This window comes from Lentimonas sp. CC4, from assembly GCF_902728235.1.
Lineage (GTDB): Bacteria > Verrucomicrobiota > Verrucomicrobiia > Opitutales > Coraliomargaritaceae > Lentimonas.
Genome location: NZ_CACVBO010000001.1, coordinates 3,755,995 through 3,776,045 on the forward strand (window position 1 = coordinate 3,755,995; position 20,051 = coordinate 3,776,045).

11 protein-coding genes are annotated in these 20,051 nt (G+C 51.0%); 3 read left to right on the top strand and 8 right to left on the bottom strand.

Annotation, left to right across the window (positions count from 1 at the left end; genetic code table 11):
• Nucleotides 1-63: 63 nt before the first annotated feature.
• The 3 genes from GZZ87_RS16060 to GZZ87_RS16070 all read right to left on the bottom strand — a co-directional run bounded on the left by GZZ87_RS16060 (nt 64) and on the right by GZZ87_RS16070 (nt 8,400).
• Nucleotides 64-4,011, bottom strand: coding sequence for a sulfatase-like hydrolase/transferase (locus GZZ87_RS16060; protein ID WP_162024589.1), 3,948 nt, complete (start codon nt 4,009-4,011; stop codon nt 64-66).
• A 184-nt stretch (nt 4,012-4,195) separates the two neighbouring features.
• Nucleotides 4,196-7,777 carry a putative Ig domain-containing protein gene (locus GZZ87_RS16065; protein WP_162024590.1) on the bottom strand — a complete coding sequence of 1,194 codons (3,582 nt, stop codon included), beginning with the start codon at nt 7,775-7,777 and terminating at the stop codon, nt 4,196-4,198.
• Between the two features lie 374 nt (nt 7,778-8,151).
• The gene (locus GZZ87_RS16070) at nt 8,152-8,400 is read right to left on the bottom strand and encodes a hypothetical protein (RefSeq protein ID WP_162030586.1); all 249 of its coding nucleotides are present in this window, start codon (nt 8,398-8,400) and stop codon (nt 8,152-8,154) included.
• Nucleotides 8,401-8,645: 245 nt separating this feature from the next.
• On the opposite strand from GZZ87_RS16070, the gene GZZ87_RS16075 reads away from it, so the two are divergent.
• Both GZZ87_RS16075 and GZZ87_RS16080 read left to right on the top strand, forming a co-directional pair.
• A complete protein-coding gene (locus GZZ87_RS16075) occupies nt 8,646-10,541 on the top strand; it encodes a CRTAC1 family protein (RefSeq protein WP_162024592.1) in 1,896 nt (631 codons plus the stop codon).
• A 37-nt stretch (nt 10,542-10,578) separates the two neighbouring features.
• Nucleotides 10,579-11,214 (top strand): hypothetical protein, encoded by a 636-nt coding sequence (locus GZZ87_RS16080; RefSeq protein ID WP_162024593.1) that lies wholly within the window; start codon nt 10,579-10,581, stop codon nt 11,212-11,214.
• Nucleotides 11,215-11,621: 407 nt separating this feature from the next.
• Here the strand turns inward: GZZ87_RS16080 and GZZ87_RS16085 are convergent, their stop codons facing one another.
• The 3 genes from GZZ87_RS16085 to GZZ87_RS16095 all read right to left on the bottom strand — a co-directional run bounded on the left by GZZ87_RS16085 (nt 11,622) and on the right by GZZ87_RS16095 (nt 16,344).
• Nucleotides 11,622-12,887, bottom strand: a complete 1,266-nt coding sequence (locus GZZ87_RS16085) for a family 16 glycosylhydrolase (protein ID WP_206753329.1) — start codon at nt 12,885-12,887, stop codon at nt 11,622-11,624.
• 51 nt (nt 12,888-12,938) lie between these two features.
• Nucleotides 12,939-14,837 carry a CRTAC1 family protein gene (locus GZZ87_RS16090; RefSeq protein ID WP_162024595.1) on the bottom strand — a complete coding sequence of 633 codons (1,899 nt, stop codon included), beginning with the start codon at nt 14,835-14,837 and terminating at the stop codon, nt 12,939-12,941.
• A gap of 73 nt (nt 14,838-14,910) precedes the next feature.
• On the bottom strand, nt 14,911-16,344 hold the full coding sequence (locus GZZ87_RS16095) for a sulfatase-like hydrolase/transferase (RefSeq protein WP_162024596.1): 1,434 nt from the start codon (nt 16,342-16,344) through the stop codon (nt 14,911-14,913).
• Nucleotides 16,345-16,683: 339 nt separating this feature from the next.
• Here GZZ87_RS16095 and GZZ87_RS16100 point away from each other — a divergent pair, with 339 nt between their 5' ends.
• On the top strand, nt 16,684-18,117 hold the full coding sequence (locus tag GZZ87_RS16100) for a hypothetical protein (protein ID WP_162024597.1): 1,434 nt from the start codon (nt 16,684-16,686) through the stop codon (nt 18,115-18,117).
• Between the two features lie 2 nt (nt 18,118-18,119).
• Here the strand turns inward: GZZ87_RS16100 and GZZ87_RS16105 are convergent, their stop codons facing one another.
• Nucleotides 18,120-19,052, bottom strand: coding sequence for an ABC transporter ATP-binding protein (locus tag GZZ87_RS16105; protein ID WP_162024598.1), 933 nt, complete (start codon nt 19,050-19,052; stop codon nt 18,120-18,122).
• On the bottom strand, nt 19,045-20,010 hold the full coding sequence (locus GZZ87_RS16110) for a hypothetical protein (RefSeq protein WP_162024599.1): 966 nt from the start codon (nt 20,008-20,010) through the stop codon (nt 19,045-19,047). Before GZZ87_RS16110 ends, GZZ87_RS16105 begins: the two co-directional genes overlap by 8 nt.
• Nucleotides 20,011-20,051: the final 41 nt, after the last annotated feature.

Sequence of the window (20,051 nt, forward strand, 5' to 3'; positions counted from 1 at the left end):
CGACTCTAACCTCGGCATAAATAATTCGACCGAACATCACTCTGGTATCAAGTGTGCGCTCGCCTAGTTCTCGTAAACGAGCAAACGCACGAAGAACGGATCTGAGCCAGGAGGCATCGCATAAGAGACTGATGCTCCAGCTAGGATCGTGACATCCTGCAGCGCGATGGGTCCCCAACTATCTAGATCCGGTGAAGACGACTGAATCACGTAATCGGTCGCATACACACCCGCGTAGGAGTGCCCCATCGGCCAGGTCACCGTGCCAGTATTGTCAGGACTTGGAAGCGCTGTAAAACCACTGCCCGATTCGCCCATAAAATACTCGATACCATTGGCGACTCCATCAAAGTCATGATCCTGATCAATCGTCTGCCCGGGCGCATTCTCAGCCGCCCACATACTGTAAGTCGCGGGGCCAGAGGTAACAGTCAATGTGCCCGTTCCCGTGATCTGAGAAAGCTCTGCTGCCCCATAAACGCCTGCCGCTTGCTGCACACCTCCGATAAAGAGTGCATCTACGGTGTCGGTGCCTGCATACGCGAGATCTAATGTCGCTCCACTGGTAGCCAAACGAACAGCGGATGCATCATTACTCGTGTTCACCTCTGCGAGCGACAAGGTGCCGGCATTCACCGTAGTATCACCTGTATAAGTATTCACAGCAGTCAAGTTGACCGTGCAAGTGCCCTCTTTGATCAAACCACGTGGCGTATAAAAACCAGCCTCATACTCACCAACGACACCGTTAATATTGAGCACTGCATCCCCATCACCTGTAAGCTTCAGGTCGTGATATAGTTTCACATCCAGGTCCAAGTCGTAGGAAAAGTCCCCTGCCCCAACATTCGTTGCATCCAGTGCAATCTGCGGCGCAACACCCTGAAGGTTGTTGGTAAACAGAATTTCATTCCCTTGAATCGTCGCGGATTGATTGCTTCCACTATCAAAATCACCACTCAAAATAATCTTATTGAGCATGAACTCCATACCCGTCTTTCGACGATAATCGTTGTTGGCAGTGTAATCCGAAGTATGCACTGGAAACTCCAGAACTGCCCCAGGGAAACAATCCGTGTTGAATAGATATTTCTCAACAGTCGTTCCGTTTTTATACCAGTTCCGTGAACCACCCGTCCCTTCGGCTGGATCAACCCCACCCGACCAATTCGTGGCGATACCAGGTCTGAAGACATGGTGGTCAAATACGTTGATCGGCTCAGTATCGATGGTATTCGAACGGATCGCATAACGTGGCTTATCAAAAATCGCTTCTTGATCAGTCAGGTCGCGTTTAAGCTGTTCAATTAACAAATCATACGCTCCACCGCTCAGTTCGGTCTCTTGCCCCGGATCAACATCCACAGCGGCCCCGCCACCCGTGCTGTCCGTCATTTGGAAAAGATCATACCACTGAGGATCAGCTAAGATATTACGACTGTTCTGTAGCGTATAATCACCACGAATGACAGAGAACGAACCACGCCATTTATGGACCAACACCTCATGCGGATTGCCCGCGTTCGTGCCGTTAATATATGGCAGCAAATTAACGCCATCGACATTATCAGCCATGCGATCTAGCGGAGCACCGCCACCAAGCTCATAAGCAGTCGCTAAGATATCAACACCGTGCACTGGATCATAAAAGACCGTGCCACGCTTTGAAGGGTCTAGACCGGCACCTGCAAGAATCATCGGCACGCGAATGCCGCCGTCAAACGAAGAGCCCTTGAAGCCTTTGAGCTTACCATTATCAGTGCCATTAATTTTGGTGACACCGTCTGGCAAAGTTGTCTGTCCGACAACGCCGCCATTATCATTAATAAAGATCACCAATGTTTTATCGACGATACTGTCGGATGTATCTCCATCGCTATTTGGATCTTCGAGCTTGGCCATCAATTCGCCAATCTCCTTGTCCATGGTGATCATCATCGAGGCGACCTGCTTACGTGAATTATCGACCATACCGTCTTCGGAGTCGATCTGATCGGGCCAATCGGCAATGCGAGGATCGTTAAAGTCGGGTGATTCATTCGTCCACGGCTTATGTGGCGCAGGATGCCCAACATAGAGGAAGAACGGCTCGGCATCGTCATAGTGATCTTCGACAAACTGCTCCGCATAATCACCGAAAATATTGGTAATGTATTTCGGCGCTGAAGGCACATTCACAAACTTTGTGTATTCAACCACGGTCTCACTGGTGCTACCATCCGGATAGCTGAACGCTTCGCGAATGTAACGAGGCTGCAAGGCGCTTTCGGGATTATCCACTTGGTTCTCATTGTAGGTGCCGACGGTAAAGTCACGCGACCCATGCCACATACCATAGAACTCATCGATACCTTGATTCTGCGGACGATTACCAAGACGGCCTAAAGGATATTCAGGATCGACCTCTGCCGCGAGATCCTCTGTCTGTCCGAGGTGCCATTTGCCGATCGCACAAGTGGTATAGCCAAGTGTTTTCATACGATCCCAGATCGTATCCACTTCAACGGGAATCCCCTCATAGACTCCTTCCAAATTATTGTCGGCTTCTTCACCTTGGCTGACTAAGAAGAGATCATTGCCGACAGATTCATTACCGATGCGCTGCTGATAGGCTCCTGTGGCAAGTGCGGTGCGTGTCGGCTGGCAATTAGCGGCCACATACGCACGGGAAAATGTCACCCCGCGCGAAGCCAGGGTGTCCAAATGCGGCGTCGGCACCTCTGAATCTTTACCGCTCAAACCATTCATAAAACTAAAGTCGGCATACCCCGCATCATCGGAAATAATCACGATCACATTGGGCTGTCCGGTGTAACCGCCGCCAGTCGCATCGACTTGAATCTGTAATATCGCGGTATCACCGCCACCGTTACCATCCGAGACGGAGACATCCCACTCCTTCAAACCTGCAGAATCAGGCGTGCCCGAGAAATGCCCATTCGAGGCCATCGTCAACCACGCTGGGCCATTATCAATTGCGAATGTCAATGCATCGCCATTCGCATCAGTGGCATCGGCAATGATCGATCCCGCATAGCGCACACCGATCACGGCTGGTAATTTCACAATCGGGTCGGTAATAAATTGCGGATCCACGTTCCCAACTGGTGGTGAGGTCACGGTCAGAGCGATTGAACTGGTGCCTGCCTGCGAACCACTATCTGTCACACTGGCAGTTATCGTATGCGCTCCCACTTGCAGTGTCGTCGTATTCACACTGGCTCCTGTGCCGAGGCTACCATCTAGATCCGAAGTCCATGCGAGACTTGAGGTCAGGTCACCATCTTCAAAGTCACTGGCTGTGCCGGTGAAGTTCACGTTCGTGCCAAACACCACTGAACTGCCATCCGCTGGAGTCGTAATCGTGGTCGTTGGTGCGATGTTTCCAACTGATCCAATAGTCAACGAGTCATCGGCAAGAAAGGAGTCCACACTGAACGATGAATCAGGAAAGGAGTTTGAATTACTAAAGTTGGCAAAACCAAACCCCGACACATCAGTATTCTCCAAGATCCCGTCACCTACATCGATCGCAGTCGCAGTGCCTCCGTTCACGCGCCACAATCCAGTGCCCGAATCAAGCGTGCCGCTCCAGCCTGCACCATTACTAAAACTCTGAGACGATGCAGTGTTATTGAAAAACACTTCATAAGTGCCGTTACCTGCAATCGTGGTGTAAGCATAATTAGTATTGTTTCCAGGGCTGTCGCCAACAAAGCCGAACCAGATCGAAGCACCGCCCGTAAAGTTCGAAATTTCTGCTTTTAAATACCCAGTCTTACCGACAAGTGTCGTCCCATCACTGACAAACCGACGTGCCGTGCCAGCCGCATGCGAATAATCCAACTGATCGTTCGTCGCATCGAACGTCACAGGATCATTGGCATCAACATTCCAGACAGCATCATTAAGCATGGCACCCGTAAAATCGTCTTCATAGACGGTCGCGGAATGCACGGCGCTAGAAGCAACGAGAGAGGCAATAAATAGGAGGTGAATCTTCGTAATCATAATTTGAGGACGGGGTGATTGAACCTGCAAGCTACCTCAAAACCATCCTTTCGTCAGCCACCAAACAGCGGCGCATTTAGCAATAAACTATGCTGATACTGCACTGGAACCTCCTCAAAACATGATCCACCCACCACTACTGCGACGATACGACGCGTAACCAGAGACGATGCCCCCACCGCCCTTACGGCTGCGTTACTTCAACTTTAAAGAAGAGCCTGTCGCGATTTTCATTGGATAGCCGATGCTCCACTTCGACGTAATCAGGATCACTCACCGAGTTGCGACTCACCGTATCCCACACATCACTCCAAGGGCCATCCACCAGATCATCCGTCCAACGCGCCGTATAGCTCACGCCAGCATTCGCCTGATTGCGCTCCAAATAAGAGAAACTTGCAGTCGTTGAGCCAGTCGTCACAGCAGGCACCGGTGCCAACACACTCGAATCAACGACATCGCCGCCCAGCGCGAACTCATAAAAGTCTGCTTCACCATCCGTATCCTCATCTGCTTCGGGCGTGCCTGCCAATCCATGTTGAGCGACATGCCGCTCCCAGCTCGAATACGTGCCACTATTCGCAGTCATCACGATATTATCTAGATAGATGTAATCACTGTTGGCCGATGCATCGCAACGGAAACGAATCTTCACCGTCGATGTAAACGGATAACTGCTAGACTCAATGGTCAGTGTTTCGTCTTCGCGCTGATCCACAGTAAAATCCGTATCGCGCACGTAGGTCTTTACCGTCGACCATTTGCTGCCGTCATCACTGCTAAACTGCAGCCAAAAATCCTCTCCCACATTCATCTGAATCGGCATGTAGGTAAATTCAATCTTGAGCTCCGACGCAGAGCTCAAGTCCAAGGAGTTGATCAATGTAATGGACGAGCCCACCCCACTATCGTCACTGATTTCCACGCATTGATTGCCAATCGCATACAGCGAGGAAAGAATCGCATCGTCTCCACCGCTTTCCCAATTTCCAAACCCAGATTCGAAATCATCATTCAGCAGTTCAGCGGGGCCTGTCTCCACTGTAATTTGCAGCGTCGCAGTGTCAGAGCCTCCCGATGTATCTTCAACTTGAACAGTAAATTCATTCTCGCCGAAATCAACCGAGCTCGGCTTGCCCGACAGCGCGCCGTTGGGAGCTACGCTCAACCATTTGGGTCCCACTAGTTTTGAGAAGGATAAGGAATTGCCGTTCAAATCATTCGCATTATCGAGTAAAGAACTACCGCTGTAGTCAAGCCCTTGAGCCGCATTCGTTTCACTGATTGGGTCACTCGTAAACCAGACTGATTGCCCCGCCGGCACCAAATTTTCAGTGCGTAGTAAGAGCACATCGTTCGGCTCCAACACATAGGTGCCCGTGCCGTGCTGACCCGTCAGTAGATTCACGTAATCGACCGAATATCCGGACACACGGAGTAGCACCGTGCGTTGCTGCTGGCTCACATTGATCAGCGAAACCGTGCTCTTACTCGTCACTGCATCATAGCTACGCGAAGCCAAGACACCATACGCAGGATTCAACGAAGCGTCGCGCACATCCACCTCCAGCGGCAGACTTGGCTTACGTGACTCTAAGGCTGTAGACAGTGCATCAGCCATCGCAAACACACCGCCATAGTTCACCGAGGCAAAGGGCACAAACCCTGCCCCGTCCGCACGACTCGCGCCACGCTCGGTATAATCAAATGCATTCGAAGAATCGACCAACACCACACTGCCCCCGCCTGCGACGAACGCTTGAAGTCCCGCCAAATCGGTATCCGACAGATACGGCGTAGGCGGCACGATCACCGTCTGCTCTGCGGTAACATTCGGCAGCTCGCTCGGCGTCGTAAAACCGACTGGCACATTGAGCAGTTTCAACGACTCATATACATCTGCCATGCCGTCTGAATAATCACCATCTTGGATCGCTGAATCCTGGCTGTAGTAAACCATATAGTAGCGCTCGTTGGGCGTCAGCGACGTCACCGCATTGCCATGCGCATTGATCTCTTTCAGCGTGCGTCCAAACGCAGCCATCTGCAATGGTTCGGCTCCAGCCGTGCCAATGAATTCCTCTGTTGGACGACGGATCGATCCATCATCATTTCGGTTCCATAACCATGCATTCAGCGCAGTCAGACCATGTGTCGCCCCCAACCACAGTGTCGCGCGAACAAACTCTGGCTCCATGTGGAAGTCACGCCATCGCGAGCCCGACAATCCGTGCCACTCCAAATCGATGTATGGTTTCTCAGGGCAGATTGACTTCATAAAATCCATCATGATCGCCTGCGCACGCCACTCTAAGATGTAGTGATCCCTCCAATCCTGTGCATCACGTGTATCATATTCTGTGCGCAACGAAGTGGCCTGACTATCCGATCCAGGGTAATCGACCAGCTTCGTTACAAATTCAAAATCAATCCCACGATCGTGCCCCGAGGCATGGATACCCTGCTCGCCCCAAATCTTAATATTTGTCGGCGCGCCTGGATCTGCCGACTGAACACCGTTCTTCAGAAACGTAAACCAGTCATTCACCCGATCCATATTGAAGCGGCACCAGTCATACCAGATCGGCCCACCGCGAAGATTTGAGTTCACCCCACCCGGGGTGCGAAAGCCATCAGGATATTGAACCGGTTTAGACACAGTATCGAGATATGACTCGGTGTAATTTGCAGTGGATGCCTCCGCAAAGGAGGCATAATTCTCGCCATAGACCGCATTCAAATTGGCAAGCGTGGTGTATTGAGCCTCCAACCAAGTGGCAAACTTCGCATACGTAAAACTGGAAACATTGTTACGCGCATCCCCATCTCCATAACGGATCGGGAACCGCGGCTCATTCGTCAACAAATGCACGCGCGGCACATCGCCTGCACCCGATGGCCCCATCGTAGGCTCCAATAAATCGTCGAACAAGACCGTCAGCCACGAGCGAGTCAGCGGATTATCGATATCGTAATGCGTGAACACGCGCCCTCCGGAGCTAAACACTTCGGGATGATCCACACGCGACCAGTAGCTCTGGTTGTTCATCACATGCCCGAGAAAGACTTCGACTGGCGCCTGGTTATTCAACCGCTGCGAAGCCATGCTATTGGTAATGCCATTGACCTGCCCCTCAACCACCGTTGTCGCAGAATCCATACTCGGCTGAATGCCGTAATACGTGCCACCCATACGGCCAAACGCCTGTAAAGTTGCCTCATCCTCAGGTTGCCAAAAATACTTACCAGGGATCACTCGTTGCCCATCGAGTTCATAATGCGAGCCGTTCATCACCATCGTGCCAACAGAGAAATCCGGTGGTGCCTGCAGCACGATTGTTCCTGCGATTTGCTGATCGAGTTCGTTAATCGTCAAATCAGCCAATTCTATACAGTCGACGATCTCATCAAACACCAAACCAATCGCGCCGTAAGTGGAATAGACTGGATCTAGACTCGCCGCTTTGGATTCATGCACATAGGTGCTATCCACAATGGTCAGGTTCGCCTTATCCCATGGGATATAAAAGTCCTTAAACCAGTCGATCGTCACCTGAGACACCTGCGCGTAGTCCGTATTCATTCCGGCCGATTCCGCTTCAGTGACCTTGGCAGTCAGCGCAGTCGCTTTAACTTCGAGGTCTGCCAGTAACTGCGCATACGTGGCATCATCAGTCGCACCGCTATAGATCGCGGCGACTGCAGGGCTCTGCAATAGCAGCGAAACTGCAGCGATTAGGGTTCTTGAGAAACAGGGAGCATTCATGGATTAGGGGAAATCGTCCTGAAAATTAAACGTAGGGCTTCAGCATGCTGAATACCGCATTCCTATTGAGCTCAATAGGACATTTCTGACGTGCGGCGTTTTGCAAGCAAGCGCCCTATAATTTCACGTTCTTATAATTCAGTTAGAGATACAGGGGAATTTGGGGTTATATTAGATTGCGCCTCCCTGCGAAGGGAGAGACGAAACAATCGATCTCTTAGTATGCTCAATTGCCCCCACATCGAACAGAACCATTCCTCCATAATACTCTGCGTATTCCGAACAGGAACCATTCGAAAATCCCATAGACAGATGAACAAAAAAGCCCGAGCCGTTTGCACGGCTCGGGCGGCATCTCACGCCTGAAATAAACTTTATTTCTTATTCGCAGCTGCCTTCGCCTTGAACCACACTTGACGCTCTTTGCCCGAGGCAATGCCATCCTTGTTTGTATCCATTTCAGCGAAGTTGGATTCAACTTTGGCTTGATTCCATTTCCAGCCCTTCTCTTCCCACTTCGCTTTTTCCTTAGCGACAAACTGATCTTTAGTCTGGTCACCTTTAGCGGCATAGAGGGAAGTTGCGACACAGCTCATCACTGCGATTGTAAGTAATTTATTCATCTTCATAATTTTATGGGGTTCACAGCCAAGGCGCCTGCCTTGGCTTGTCTTACATTAATATACCCGAATGACGCCCCCGTTCACAGTGCCATTCTTACACGATACAGTGCAAATACTGCCCCGCTGCAGCCACACCGCGCGAAGCGGATAGAACACGCTGAGTATATTGCAAGAATGGCTCTATTAGAATGAAAGGAGAATCTATATAATCAGCGCGAATAGAGACACCCAATCAAGACATTCTGATGAACACTCCCCTCACGACATTTCGAATTCCCACTCAATTACTCGCATACGGATGCGCGGCAATCGCTACCTATTTCGGCACTACGGCCATCGTAAACGCCGCTACAAGCCCAGCCATCGCTCCGGCGACGAGCTTTGTCAGTGCGGGCAAGGACTTTCCGCAATCCGAGCTAAATATGCGCAAGTGGGAAACGCCCCTGGTGGCCGACCTCGACCAAGATGGCTGGGTCGACATCATATTAAACGACCACGGTTACAGCATCCAAATCCTCTGGAACAACAAAGGGAAATACGCCAAACCGTGGGACTTAGTCATGGGAGACATGCACGGTCTAACCATCGGCGACTTCGACCAGGACGGCCTACAAGAACTGGCGATTTCGCGCGGAGGTGGCTCAGGTAGTAATGCGCGTAACTCAATGATTTATAAAGTGAATAAAGATCGCACCTTTGTGCGTTTGAAGGATTTTAAAGAACCACTCGCAATGATGCGTGGCCGGACTCTTAAATTTCTGGATGCGGATAATGACGGCGACCTTGATCTGCTCAACCTAGCATTTCCCTCGAAAGAGAAAAATGGTGCGAGCGAAAATTACATTTACGAGAACGACGGCCAAGCCCGTTTACTGCTGCAATCCACATTGCCCGCATCTAACAGAAATGGTCAAAAAATACTGATCACGGATTTCAACGGCGACGGCATTGACGACCTATTCATGTATGGGCATGGCAATTTACGCGCCTACCGTGGCAACGAAGGCATCTCATACACAGACGTGAGCAGCGAACTGTTCAAAGACCCGATCACAGAAGTCACAGGCATCGTCGAGTTGGACTATGACCACGACGGCGACTTGGACATCTACATCAGCCGTGGCCTAGAAATGCAAAAAGGCGATACTTTTTACGACAAACAAACACAAACATGGGGCTTTTTTACCGTGCGTGAAAAATTCCGCTTCGAAGACCTGCCGATCGGTGACGTTATCAACATCGTCAACTATCAATCTCCGTGGCCGAACAAGAAGCTCTTTACGGGCGAGGCCTGCCACGCCTACGAGTTCGATGGCGAAACACATTCCGGCAAGGACTTTCGCCTCGTTAACAGCGACACCCTCGGCTGGCCCGACCATCTAACCGAGAAGGGGCTCTATCTAGGCTTTGTTGGTAACGAAAGATGGCGTCTCGCAGGCACAGCAGCCTCGCCGATGAGCGCGGTTGTGCTTGGCGTCAAAAACGCCACCCCCACCGCAAACACAGAAGGACCGAGTGACATACTACTAAAGAACGATAACGGCACCTTTATAGATGTTTCAGCACACGCCGGCATCCATACGAACGTGCACACCACCGGAGCTGTCGCAGCGGATTTTGACAACGACGGATTCGAAGATTTACTCGTTATGCGCCGTGGTGATCTAGTCACAGAAAACGAGGGCATTCTCTACCTGAATCAAGGTGATGGCACATTTAAGACATCTCGCGCACACGGCATTGTCTCCCCCGAACTTGGCGCCATCGGCATGGGCGTTGAGGCTCTGGACTACAACCAAGATGGAAAAATCGATGTGCTGCTAGGTAATGAACGCGGCAAATGGCACCTATTCCGCAACAAAGCATTAGCCCGCGGCAACTACATCACGATCGACTTGGGTGAAACTGGAACAAATCAACCGACCAAGCTGGGAGCCACGATCACGGTCGAGGCAGGCGAAATGAAACAGATCAAACGCTCCGGATCATGCGGCGCACCCTACTCACGCAGTTACAACCGATTCGTCCACTTCGGCTTAGGCGAACATACAGGACCAGTCACCGTAAAGTTGGTATTGAGCAACGGCGAAACATTTGAACAAACGGTCAAAACGATCAACTCCACAGTCACATTGCATTAGGCCGCACACAGATAAAACCACGATATTACCAATCAAAATGCACAACAAACTCACCTTCATCTTTTCAGCCCTGTCTATCATGCTCATCCCTGCCTTACATGCAGGTGAGACAGTCATCATTGGAGCTGGCGTCTGTAACGGCGACTTCAACGAAGACACCAGCACGGATGACAAACGTCGCTTTTCTGAGACGCCTCATTGGTTTAATTTATTAAGCGGCGAAACCGGCCCCGTCGCCACAAAGCTCGACGGCAACGATCCTGCCATGGATAAAGGCGACGGCACACGCAACGCCCTCATTTATAAGGGCTCCGCATTTATCAACGATAGCGGACACACGGTTAAATCTGCAGGCGAGATCCTATCCGTCTCCCTAGACTTCCGCGACTATGGCACGTGGGTCGATGGCACCGACTCCATACAGATCTTCTTCTTTACCACTGATATCGGCGTCGATGAAAGCACCACCGAAGAGGACATCACCCTCATTGGCCCAATGATAGGCTCGACCACGGTGACCGAGAACAACGACTTCGAAGCATACGAGTGCCCCTCCGTCTATACCACAGTCGCTGAGGACATTGGAAAAACCATTTACGCCGGCATTCGCGCCGATTGTGCAGGCCACTACGGCCGCGCAGACAACTTCGTATTCAAAGTCGTCACTCCATAGCCGCAGTTGTGATGGCCTGCTACCGATGCGTAGCGTGAAGCTTTAGCGAGCGAACCGATATGTAGCGTGAAGCTTTAGCGAGCGTATGTCATTTCATATTAAAAATCATATAACCGTTAAGCGGAAAACTAGGTTGTCATATTTTCAATTTGGATAATTCCTCGGCCCAACGGGGCAACCTATACCAGCCCGGGGCAACGCCCTGGGAATTTAAGCCCAAGACAGCTAGCCCTAAAAGGGCGTTCTATTCGACAGGCCATGCCTTTGCGCGCTTAAGTCGTCCTTTCAGGGCTCAGGAGGTGGTTCATTCAAATCCTAAGGCGTTGCCCTAGGCTGATACAGGACGCACCTTTTGTGCTAAGTCACCATGCAATGGGACGTTCGCTAAAGCTTCACGCTACGCGCAATCACCGTGTCTCATAAAGCTCGAATGCATCGACCAACGCGGTAGCACCTGGTCCCCCAGTCTCAAAGAAAATAGTCACCTCCGTGACGTCATGTGCGGTTCTAAATTCTAGACTGCGGCGAAAGTATGTGTTGTGAAAATATTTCACCTTCACCGTTCCACCGCTATGTCCGGACACACCCAAATAAGCATTATGCCAAACATCCTTCATGTTCGTCCCAGGCAACTTGCACCAGGCCGATAGTATATAAAGCGTATCTGGTTTCAATGAAATCGTTTGTTCGATACGTCCACGGTGCTCCAGTGCAATCGCCGCCGTTCCATCTATACCATCGGCAACCACCGAAGCGGCCTCGAGCTTCCAGCCAGTCGCTCCGGCATCGAAGTCAGGATTGGCAATCAAGTTCTCACTCGGCACGTCAGGCACTCGAACCGAGTGCGCACTGCGCTGCCAAATACGGACGTAGTCGGTGACAAATACGACGTCATCCCCTGGATAATCGCTTGCACTCAGAAGCTTCGCATTCACTTCCCACGGAAATACTTCACAATCCAGCCAAACCTTCTGAGCTTGATCGACTACCCATGCATCACCGATCTCCTCTCGTGTCGCATGGCGAATCATACGGCCATCAATATAAATCTTAATATAATCAGGATCCCACTCGAGCGCATAGATATGAAAGTCATCCGTCACCGGCGAGGACAACTGATGCGTATTCGTCCAGATACGCTTACTATAGGTTTCACGTCTAGGCACGCGCCAGTCATGAAACGATGTATGGTAGCGCTTCGCTGATTCCGGGCGACGTGCCACATCACCCCAATGCTCAAACACGTCTAGTTCTCCACCTTTGCCTGTCGTCCAAAACGAACTGGAGATCGGCCCTTTGGCCGCCTTACTACGAGTCTCCATGTAGCCATACTGGAAAGTCGCTTTAGAGATCACCGCACCCGTCGTAATGTTCTCGTAGTTGACCCCATCTTTGACTTTCTCTGAAAAGTCGAAGTCTGGTTGCCACCTCGTAGTAATCTTTAAACAACCTTCTTCGACTGACACATTATCTGGCACGAACTGAGACGGCGCGCGACCAACGAAGCGATTTTCATAATGCCCTTCGGCACCTTGGATATACCACTTCTGTGTATCCACAGCCGTGCCATCGAATTCATCGCTCACCGATTCAACCAACACCCACGCTCCCCGGTTCTCTGGATCCGTATGTGGATTCAATGTTTCAGCCAGAACCAGGCTAGGCAGCAACATCCCACTCAGAACACTTAGACATAGATACTGACTAGATAGAGTCATATGCAATTACTCCGTAAAACGCCCGACACGAATACTCTGATTCAAGGTATCGACTGGAACTGTTTCCTGCTCGCCGTTTGTCCACGTTACAATTGCCTCATCCACGGTTTCCATTGAACCTAGACCGACGTGCAGGTGATCGTTCGCGCTCGTAGAGAATGCCGCAGAGGTCGACCCCACGACACGCTTATACGTCCGTTCGCCTGCTTTTAGAGTCAGTGTGGCACCGAGCGAGGTGGCAGTGCCCGATGGTGAGCGTCCAACTTTCACCACGAGGTAGTTGTTCTCACTCGCACCGACGGTATTGTTGGTAAACAGATGCCAACGACCACGTTCATTGCCAAAGATCAAATCCACGTCGCCGTCTTGGTCGTAGTCAAACACCTCAACCCCGCCACCCGTCGAGCCCAATTCAGGCGACACGATGCCATGGTTCTCTGCACGAACAAAGGACTTTCCGTCTTGATTGAGATACAGGATCTGCTCTGTCTCGCTCGCAGGATTACCATGACGCACGATGAACAGGTCCGACCACCCATTGTTATCAAAATCACCTGCGACCGCGCTCGTCGTCTGCTCTGCCACGGAGATGCCCATCTGTTCAGTCACATCGACAAACACGCCATCACGATTCTCTAGCAGTAGCGCAGGCATATCGACATAACCCGTCACCTCTGGCTCTGAGATGACATTATGAATCACCGCTGCAGTCGGCGATTTCGTATGCCCTCCGATGCGCCAGAGTGCATCGCCCATATATCCGATGTAGAGCCCATGCGCAGAACGCTCCTCAGGCCACCCCTTCGCTTCGTCAGGCGTTAATGTGAAATCCTTGCCTCCGTGCTTATCCCCCTGATCAGAAAAATCAAGAAGTCGACGATCCGACCCCGCGAATACATCGAAATGCGGATACGCCATTTGTAGGTTCTCCAACTTAAAATCACCCTCGATCTTCAGATCTTCGTATTGAAACGGCTTGCCACGTGCAAAAAATGCAAAACGGCAATGCTCACAATCCATACTGGTTTTACCCGCAAAAGGATGGTCCGCCCGCGTAATAAACAAATCGAAATCGCCATCATTATCATAGTCGATTTCCGCAATACTACTAGCAAAGGTCGTATTCGCGTAGGCTCCTAGGACTTGCTTGCTGACATTGGCATAGGTGAGCCCCTCGCCCCCTGCGACGGCGACCATGTTCTCGCCACCGAAGAAGATCTGATCCATCACGGAATCATTATTGAAATCCGTGTTCACCGAACGAAAGCCCATCCATTTCGCCACGGGTAGATACGAGACAAACTCATATGCCCCACCACCAACATTATTATATAAATGATTCGCGCCCTTCTTTTGAGTCTTCAGCGGAAATGCAGTCAGCACCAAATCGAGAGAACCGTCATTGTCACCGTCAAACAGTTTCACCGCACGACCACGCGATGGCTCAAAGTGATCAAACACCACGCCCTGCTCGATCGTTCGGTCTCGATTCACGTGATACACCTTCGTATGGCTCGGCTTCTTACCGCCTCCACCTCCTGGCGAAATGATTAACTCCATCCGGCCATCCATATCGTAGTCCCCTGCAGCCGCACCGTGCGTATCACCAAATGCCACATCCTGTGGCTCGGAGAACGTGCCGCCATTATTCCAGAACACACTTGCCTTACGTGCGTGCTCGGTAATGAAGACATCCATATGCCCATCTTGATCCAGATCTGCAATCACTGGCGCATCCCACTTGCGGCGCGAGCGCTCTTCGAGTGGAATCACGTCACTGTTAGCACGCGTAAATAAAGGCGCACCATCAGCCAACGCAACATCGGCCGAGACGAAACAGACGAGCGCACCGAAACAAAATGTTGTGAATGGCTTACGCGCGGAAGGTAGCAACGAATCAATCATAGGAATATGTGAATGTATTAACTCACATGAAGGACGAGAGGTCACATCACGTATCTCTAATAAAAGGAGGTGCTTAGTTCAGTTGAAACGTTTGATCGTAGTTCGGCATGTGCTTATCCTTCCACATAGCCTCGGCCTTTTTGTTGTCCCACCAGAGCGGCTGCGTATGGTTACGAGTCATCTTTTCGACTTCCGAGACGATGTGCTGCAAACGCTCCGGATACTGGGAACTTAAATTCTTAGTCTCACCGGGATCTTGAGCGACATCATACAGACGCCACGGACCATTATACGAGCGCACTGCCTTCCATTGGTCACGGCGTGCTCCGACATCGGAAAATCCATTACGGTGACGCACTGAATAGATAATCTCTCCCTTTCGAGCACTCTCACCCGCGAAGAAGGCCTTCCAGATATCTTTACCATCCAGATCCTTTCCTTCAGGAATTTTCGCTCCAGCAATACGCGCAAACGACGGATAAAAATCCAGTGCGGAAACGGGATGGTCATAGTGTTGACCAGCAGGCACCTTGTTCGGCCAGTGCATAAACATTGGCACGCGGAAGCCACCTTCAGTGGTATCGCCCTTCACGCCAGCCAGCGGCGCATTGTTCGCGCCCTGGTCCGTGCGACCGCCATTATCACTCAAAAAGATGATCAGTGTATCTTCATACTGATTCGTTGCCTTCAACGTCTTCACCAATTCGCCGATACCACGATCCATCGCATAGACCATCGCCGCATAAGTTTGGCGCTTATCAGTCAGATCAGGGAAGATGGCCTTATCTTCATCCTTTGCTGCCAACACAGTGTGCGGCGCATTATAAGACATGAATAGGAAGAATGGATCGTCTTTCTTGGCAGCCGCCTCGATAAAGTCCACGCCCTTCTCTGTGAGCACGTCAGTCATGTAGTCCTTCGCAGTCAGACTGGAGTCGCTTTCTCCATTGTGCTCTGGCTTGACCTTATAATCCCAGACCTTACCGAGACTGTTCTGGTCCTTATACGGCCCGAAGTAAAGAATACCGCCACCGAGAAAACCGTAGAATTCATCAAATCCATGCACATTCGGATGATGCTGTGGCTGATGCCCCAGATGCCACTTACCCATAATACCCGTGTAGTAACCGGCATCATGGAGCACGGTGCTAATCAACGTCTCACCCTCCGGAATACCCTGATCCCGATAATTCCCCGAGCTGTAGTCAGGCAAATTATACGGCGCACCAAACTCATGTGGATAACGACCAGAAAGAAGCCCCATACGGCTCGGCCCACAGAACGGGTGCACCACGTAGGCCGACGAGAAAATCGTGCCGCTGGACGCTAAGGAATCCATCTGCGGTGTAATAATATCAGGCGAACCGTTAAAGCCCACATCAGCATAGCCGAGGTCATCCGCAAGAATCAGAATAATATTAGGTCGCGGGGCAACCGTTTCGGCAATACCCACATGGGCGCTACTTAGCAGCGACGCGCAGGCCATCAGAATCATTTTTGTCTTCATAAATATAAAAATCAGATCGTTTAAGGAACTATTAAGAGGTAAATCGAAGGCACTGCATCACCTATGAATGCGTGCGCCGACTAGTGAATCATACAGGCTAAACCTTAAGCCGACACAACTGGAACGCACCCTCAAAACCTCGGCCATTCCCGCAAAAAACAAGGCAGATCACACCCCTAACACGCTAACATCTTGGCCCGACCAACTATAGCTGAAACACTTCAATTGCCACACCATCAGGATTCACAAAAACCTTAGAGCCATTCTGCTTTATCGCCAAAGGTCGTCCTCCCCTCTCTTCAATCAACCGGCGTTTACGACTCAAAAAGTCATTGCAACATGAAAGACCTATCCCTCAGACACTGCTTAGGCTATATCGTAGCCAGTTCACTAGGAATCGCCATTGGTCTACTCCTTCGTCCAGATAGCAATGAACTGGAATCACAACAATGGAGGCCTTTAGAGGTCCGAAGAGACCGCCCAGAGGTGAAAAACCATGACACGGCTGATAACACTCCATCTAAAAGCGCAAAATACCAACTCGATGGAGAGTCCGCCGATACAGTTGCCGAACAAATGATCCCTGAGATGTATCAACAGCTCTCAACCGCAGGCAGAACCCAGCTCTTTCAAGATGTGTTCGACGCATACGCATCCGAATCCCCGAGCGATGCCGCAGCGTTACTGGAACAGCTCACAAACCTTGAACAACGTCATTTGATGACGGAAACATTAATAGATGCATGGAGCGAGGCCGATTCAATTTCAGCCTATCAATGGCTCCAAACTCAGGGGCCACACTTAGACGATGAAACGCAGCAACGACTCAAGGAACACATTCTGCACTACATGACATTCAGCGAACCGAGTGAAGCATGGGACATTATCCACTCGATACCCAACTCTGATAGTAAGCAAGCCATGCTGGCTGGCCTCGCAACAGGCTGGGCACAGAAAGACCCACAAGCAGCATTTTCTTGGTTAATCGATTTATCCGAAACAGACGTTCCGACCTCAACAATGAGCGAGTTATATGTCATCGCGATGGGCCAATACATGAAGGCCGATCCGGTCGAAGCCGCACTCGCCATTCAAGAGTTGGAGTCCGAAGCGCTACAGACTCAACTCGTCGAATCGACTGTATTAGCGCTGGCTGATCAAGATTTGTCGCAAGCAATGGTCTGGCTACAGAACTTGGACAATATCGCCGTCACGCAAACTGGGATGTTTCAACTCATTGAGACATACGGCAGTCGTCAGCCAGAAACGATTCTGACCTACGTATTGAACAACAATGACTCGTCGCCCAGAGGTATTGATTTATTAAGTAGCACCTTCGCCAGAATCAGCTCCGACAACCCACAACTGGCCATACAGCACATATCGTCAGTGCCAGAAGACGCTCGGACCCAGGCCACCAGTGCACTGACCGCGGCATGGGCCGACAATAACGAGGAGCAGGCAACCGCATGGGTAGAGCGCCAACCAGCAGGGGCGATGCGTGACGGGGGGGCTGCCGCATTGGCACGCCACCACCTCAATACAAATCCACTTGTTGCGCTGCAATGGGTCAGCCAAATCCAGAACCTCGAAGCACGCACCACTGCACTGACAACAATGGCAACGGCAATCGAACCGGATCAATTAAGCGCACTCCACACTGCCCTAGCTACGGCACCCATCACAGCAGACGAACGTGGCAGCTTAGAGGCCACGTTGAATAAACGAATCAAAGAAGAAAACCCATTCCTAGTGCTTCCTCCTGAAGAATAAGATCAGCTCTGAGGTTTAAACAACATCGACAGCGGCGAATCCTCGCACCGCAGCTCCACCACCCGAAGCCCATGTTCGTGCAAACGAACGGATAGTTGATCTAGAACATCGACCACGGCACCATTCCATTTCACATTCAAACGCGCCTGAGCACGTCCGGCCTCTGTGGAGAAACTCGCCGAGATGAGTCCATCAAAATTCACCAATGCCTGATTCATCCGATCTGTATCCTCATTTGCAATACGAACAACAATGACGAGGTCCGCAGATCCAGCATGGCGCACCTCATCAATCGTCCCAGCAAAGGCGACAGTTCCTTGATTGAGCAACACCACACGATCGCACAAAGACTCCACTTCCTCCAACAGGTGCGTCGTCAACAACACTGCCTTCGACTTCGCGAGCGTTCGAATCATGTTACGCGTCTCGATCTTCTGCAAAGGGTCAAGACCATCCGTTGGCTCATCCAACACAATCACGGGCGGATCTCCAAGCAAACACTGGGCCAAGGAGACGCGGTGCCGATACCCTTTTGAAAGTGTCCCAACCGCCTGGAAGCAGACACCCCCTAGACTAAAGGCATCAATCGATCGATCGACTTCCGTCTGCAACTGTGCACGTTTCACCCCCCGCAATCGGGCAATGAAGCGAATATATTCCGCTACGGTTTGTTCACGATAAAGCGGTGCATTTTCAGGGGCATAGCCCACCAGGCGCTTCGCATCCACAGACTTGATACTCATCTGCTGATCACCGATGCATACGTCCCCTTCATCCGCATCATAGAAACCCGTGAGAATACGAATCGTGGTCGTTTTACCGGAACCATTTGGCCCCACTAATCCAGTGATATGTCCGCGTTCCGCAGAGAAACTTAAACCACGCAACACAGAATGACCGCCAAAGCGCTTGTGAATATCCTGAACACTAATCATCACTCGATCCCTCCACGACAGCCCCATCTCCGACAGCGCTCAATTGCTCATCAATTTCCATGCGCAGCTCGAGTGATTCGAATGGGAGTTGCTCCAACCACTCTATAAATAGTTGCTTCTCGATTTCTACAGTGACACCTAGGCTATGATCACGAACGGCCAACTCCCGTAGCATCGAATCTCCTACTTTCGCTGCCCACCCAAGGGCAGCGACATACTGCTGACGACTCGCGAAGTAATAGCTAATCTTACTAGCGGCCAAATCAACCGCAGGGTCATTGCCCAACACACATGCATTGCATAACGTGTCGATATAAGCGATCGCAGCATCGGCATCCGCAGTCATCCAATCTTGTATCACCTGGTCAAAGAACCGACTGCGACGCTCATCGTTCAGATCTAAAGAGAGGAACAACGATGCCAACGCAGATGGATCAGTCTCACGAGGCTGAATTGCCTTCAAAAAATCCTCATAGTAGCTCTCTTCAAAAAGACAAGGTGTCTGCTGAATCCAACGACGTAAGTCAGCTGGATCCTGTTCCCACCAATTCACGAGGCAACTCACAGCCACATAACGAACTCCGACATGAGACAAGTTCAACATTGCCAACAACTCAATCCGCTGCGCTCCTTCATACGCATCCAAATGCCTCGCATACACGGGAGCGACCGAATGACCTTCAAAAACGAAAATAAACTCACTGAGTGCAGGTAACGCGGCAAACGCCTGATTGAAATCACGCTCGATCCACGCATCCACCCAGCTATCCGCGTCGTGGTATTGCTGACTGCCAAGCAACCTTGCCAATGTCAGTAATTCAGGCGCCCATTCGCCATTGGGCCCTGCAAACAACCATTCGATCTGTTGATCACTCAAGTGCTCGACCGTTGAAGCCTGCTCAAAATCAATCACGCCTGATACAGTGTTGGTCGACGAGTTCCCCATCGTGACTGACATGCACACAAGCGCCACGAGCACGAATCGAACCATGCATAGAA

Excerpts from the sequence above, each read along its gene's own strand:
- GZZ87_RS16105 (WP_162024598.1), bottom strand. The coding sequence starts at position 19,052 with ATGATTAGTGTTCAGGATATTCACAAGCGCTTTGGCGGTCATTCTGTG.
- GZZ87_RS16110 (WP_162024599.1), bottom strand. The coding sequence starts at position 20,010 with ATGTCAGTCACGATGGGGAACTCGTCGACCAACACTGTATCAGGCGTG.
- GZZ87_RS16060 (WP_162024589.1), bottom strand. The coding sequence starts at position 4,011 with ATGATTACGAAGATTCACCTCCTATTTATTGCCTCTCTCGTTGCTTCT.
- GZZ87_RS16100 (WP_162024597.1), top strand. The coding sequence starts at position 16,684 with ATGAAAGACCTATCCCTCAGACACTGCTTAGGCTATATCGTAGCCAGT.
- GZZ87_RS16070 (WP_162030586.1), bottom strand. The coding sequence starts at position 8,400 with ATGAATAAATTACTTACAATCGCAGTGATGAGCTGTGTCGCAACTTCC.
- GZZ87_RS16075 (WP_162024592.1), top strand. The coding sequence starts at position 8,646 with ATGAACACTCCCCTCACGACATTTCGAATTCCCACTCAATTACTCGCA.
- GZZ87_RS16090 (WP_162024595.1), bottom strand. The coding sequence starts at position 14,837 with ATGATTGATTCGTTGCTACCTTCCGCGCGTAAGCCATTCACAACATTT.
- GZZ87_RS16065 (WP_162024590.1), bottom strand. The coding sequence starts at position 7,777 with ATGAATGCTCCCTGTTTCTCAAGAACCCTAATCGCTGCAGTTTCGCTG.
- GZZ87_RS16085 (WP_206753329.1), bottom strand. The coding sequence starts at position 12,887 with ATGTTGCTGCCTAGCCTGGTTCTGGCTGAAACATTGAATCCACATACG.
- GZZ87_RS16095 (WP_162024596.1), bottom strand. The coding sequence starts at position 16,344 with ATGAAGACAAAAATGATTCTGATGGCCTGCGCGTCGCTGCTAAGTAGC.
- GZZ87_RS16080 (WP_162024593.1), top strand. The coding sequence starts at position 10,579 with ATGCACAACAAACTCACCTTCATCTTTTCAGCCCTGTCTATCATGCTC.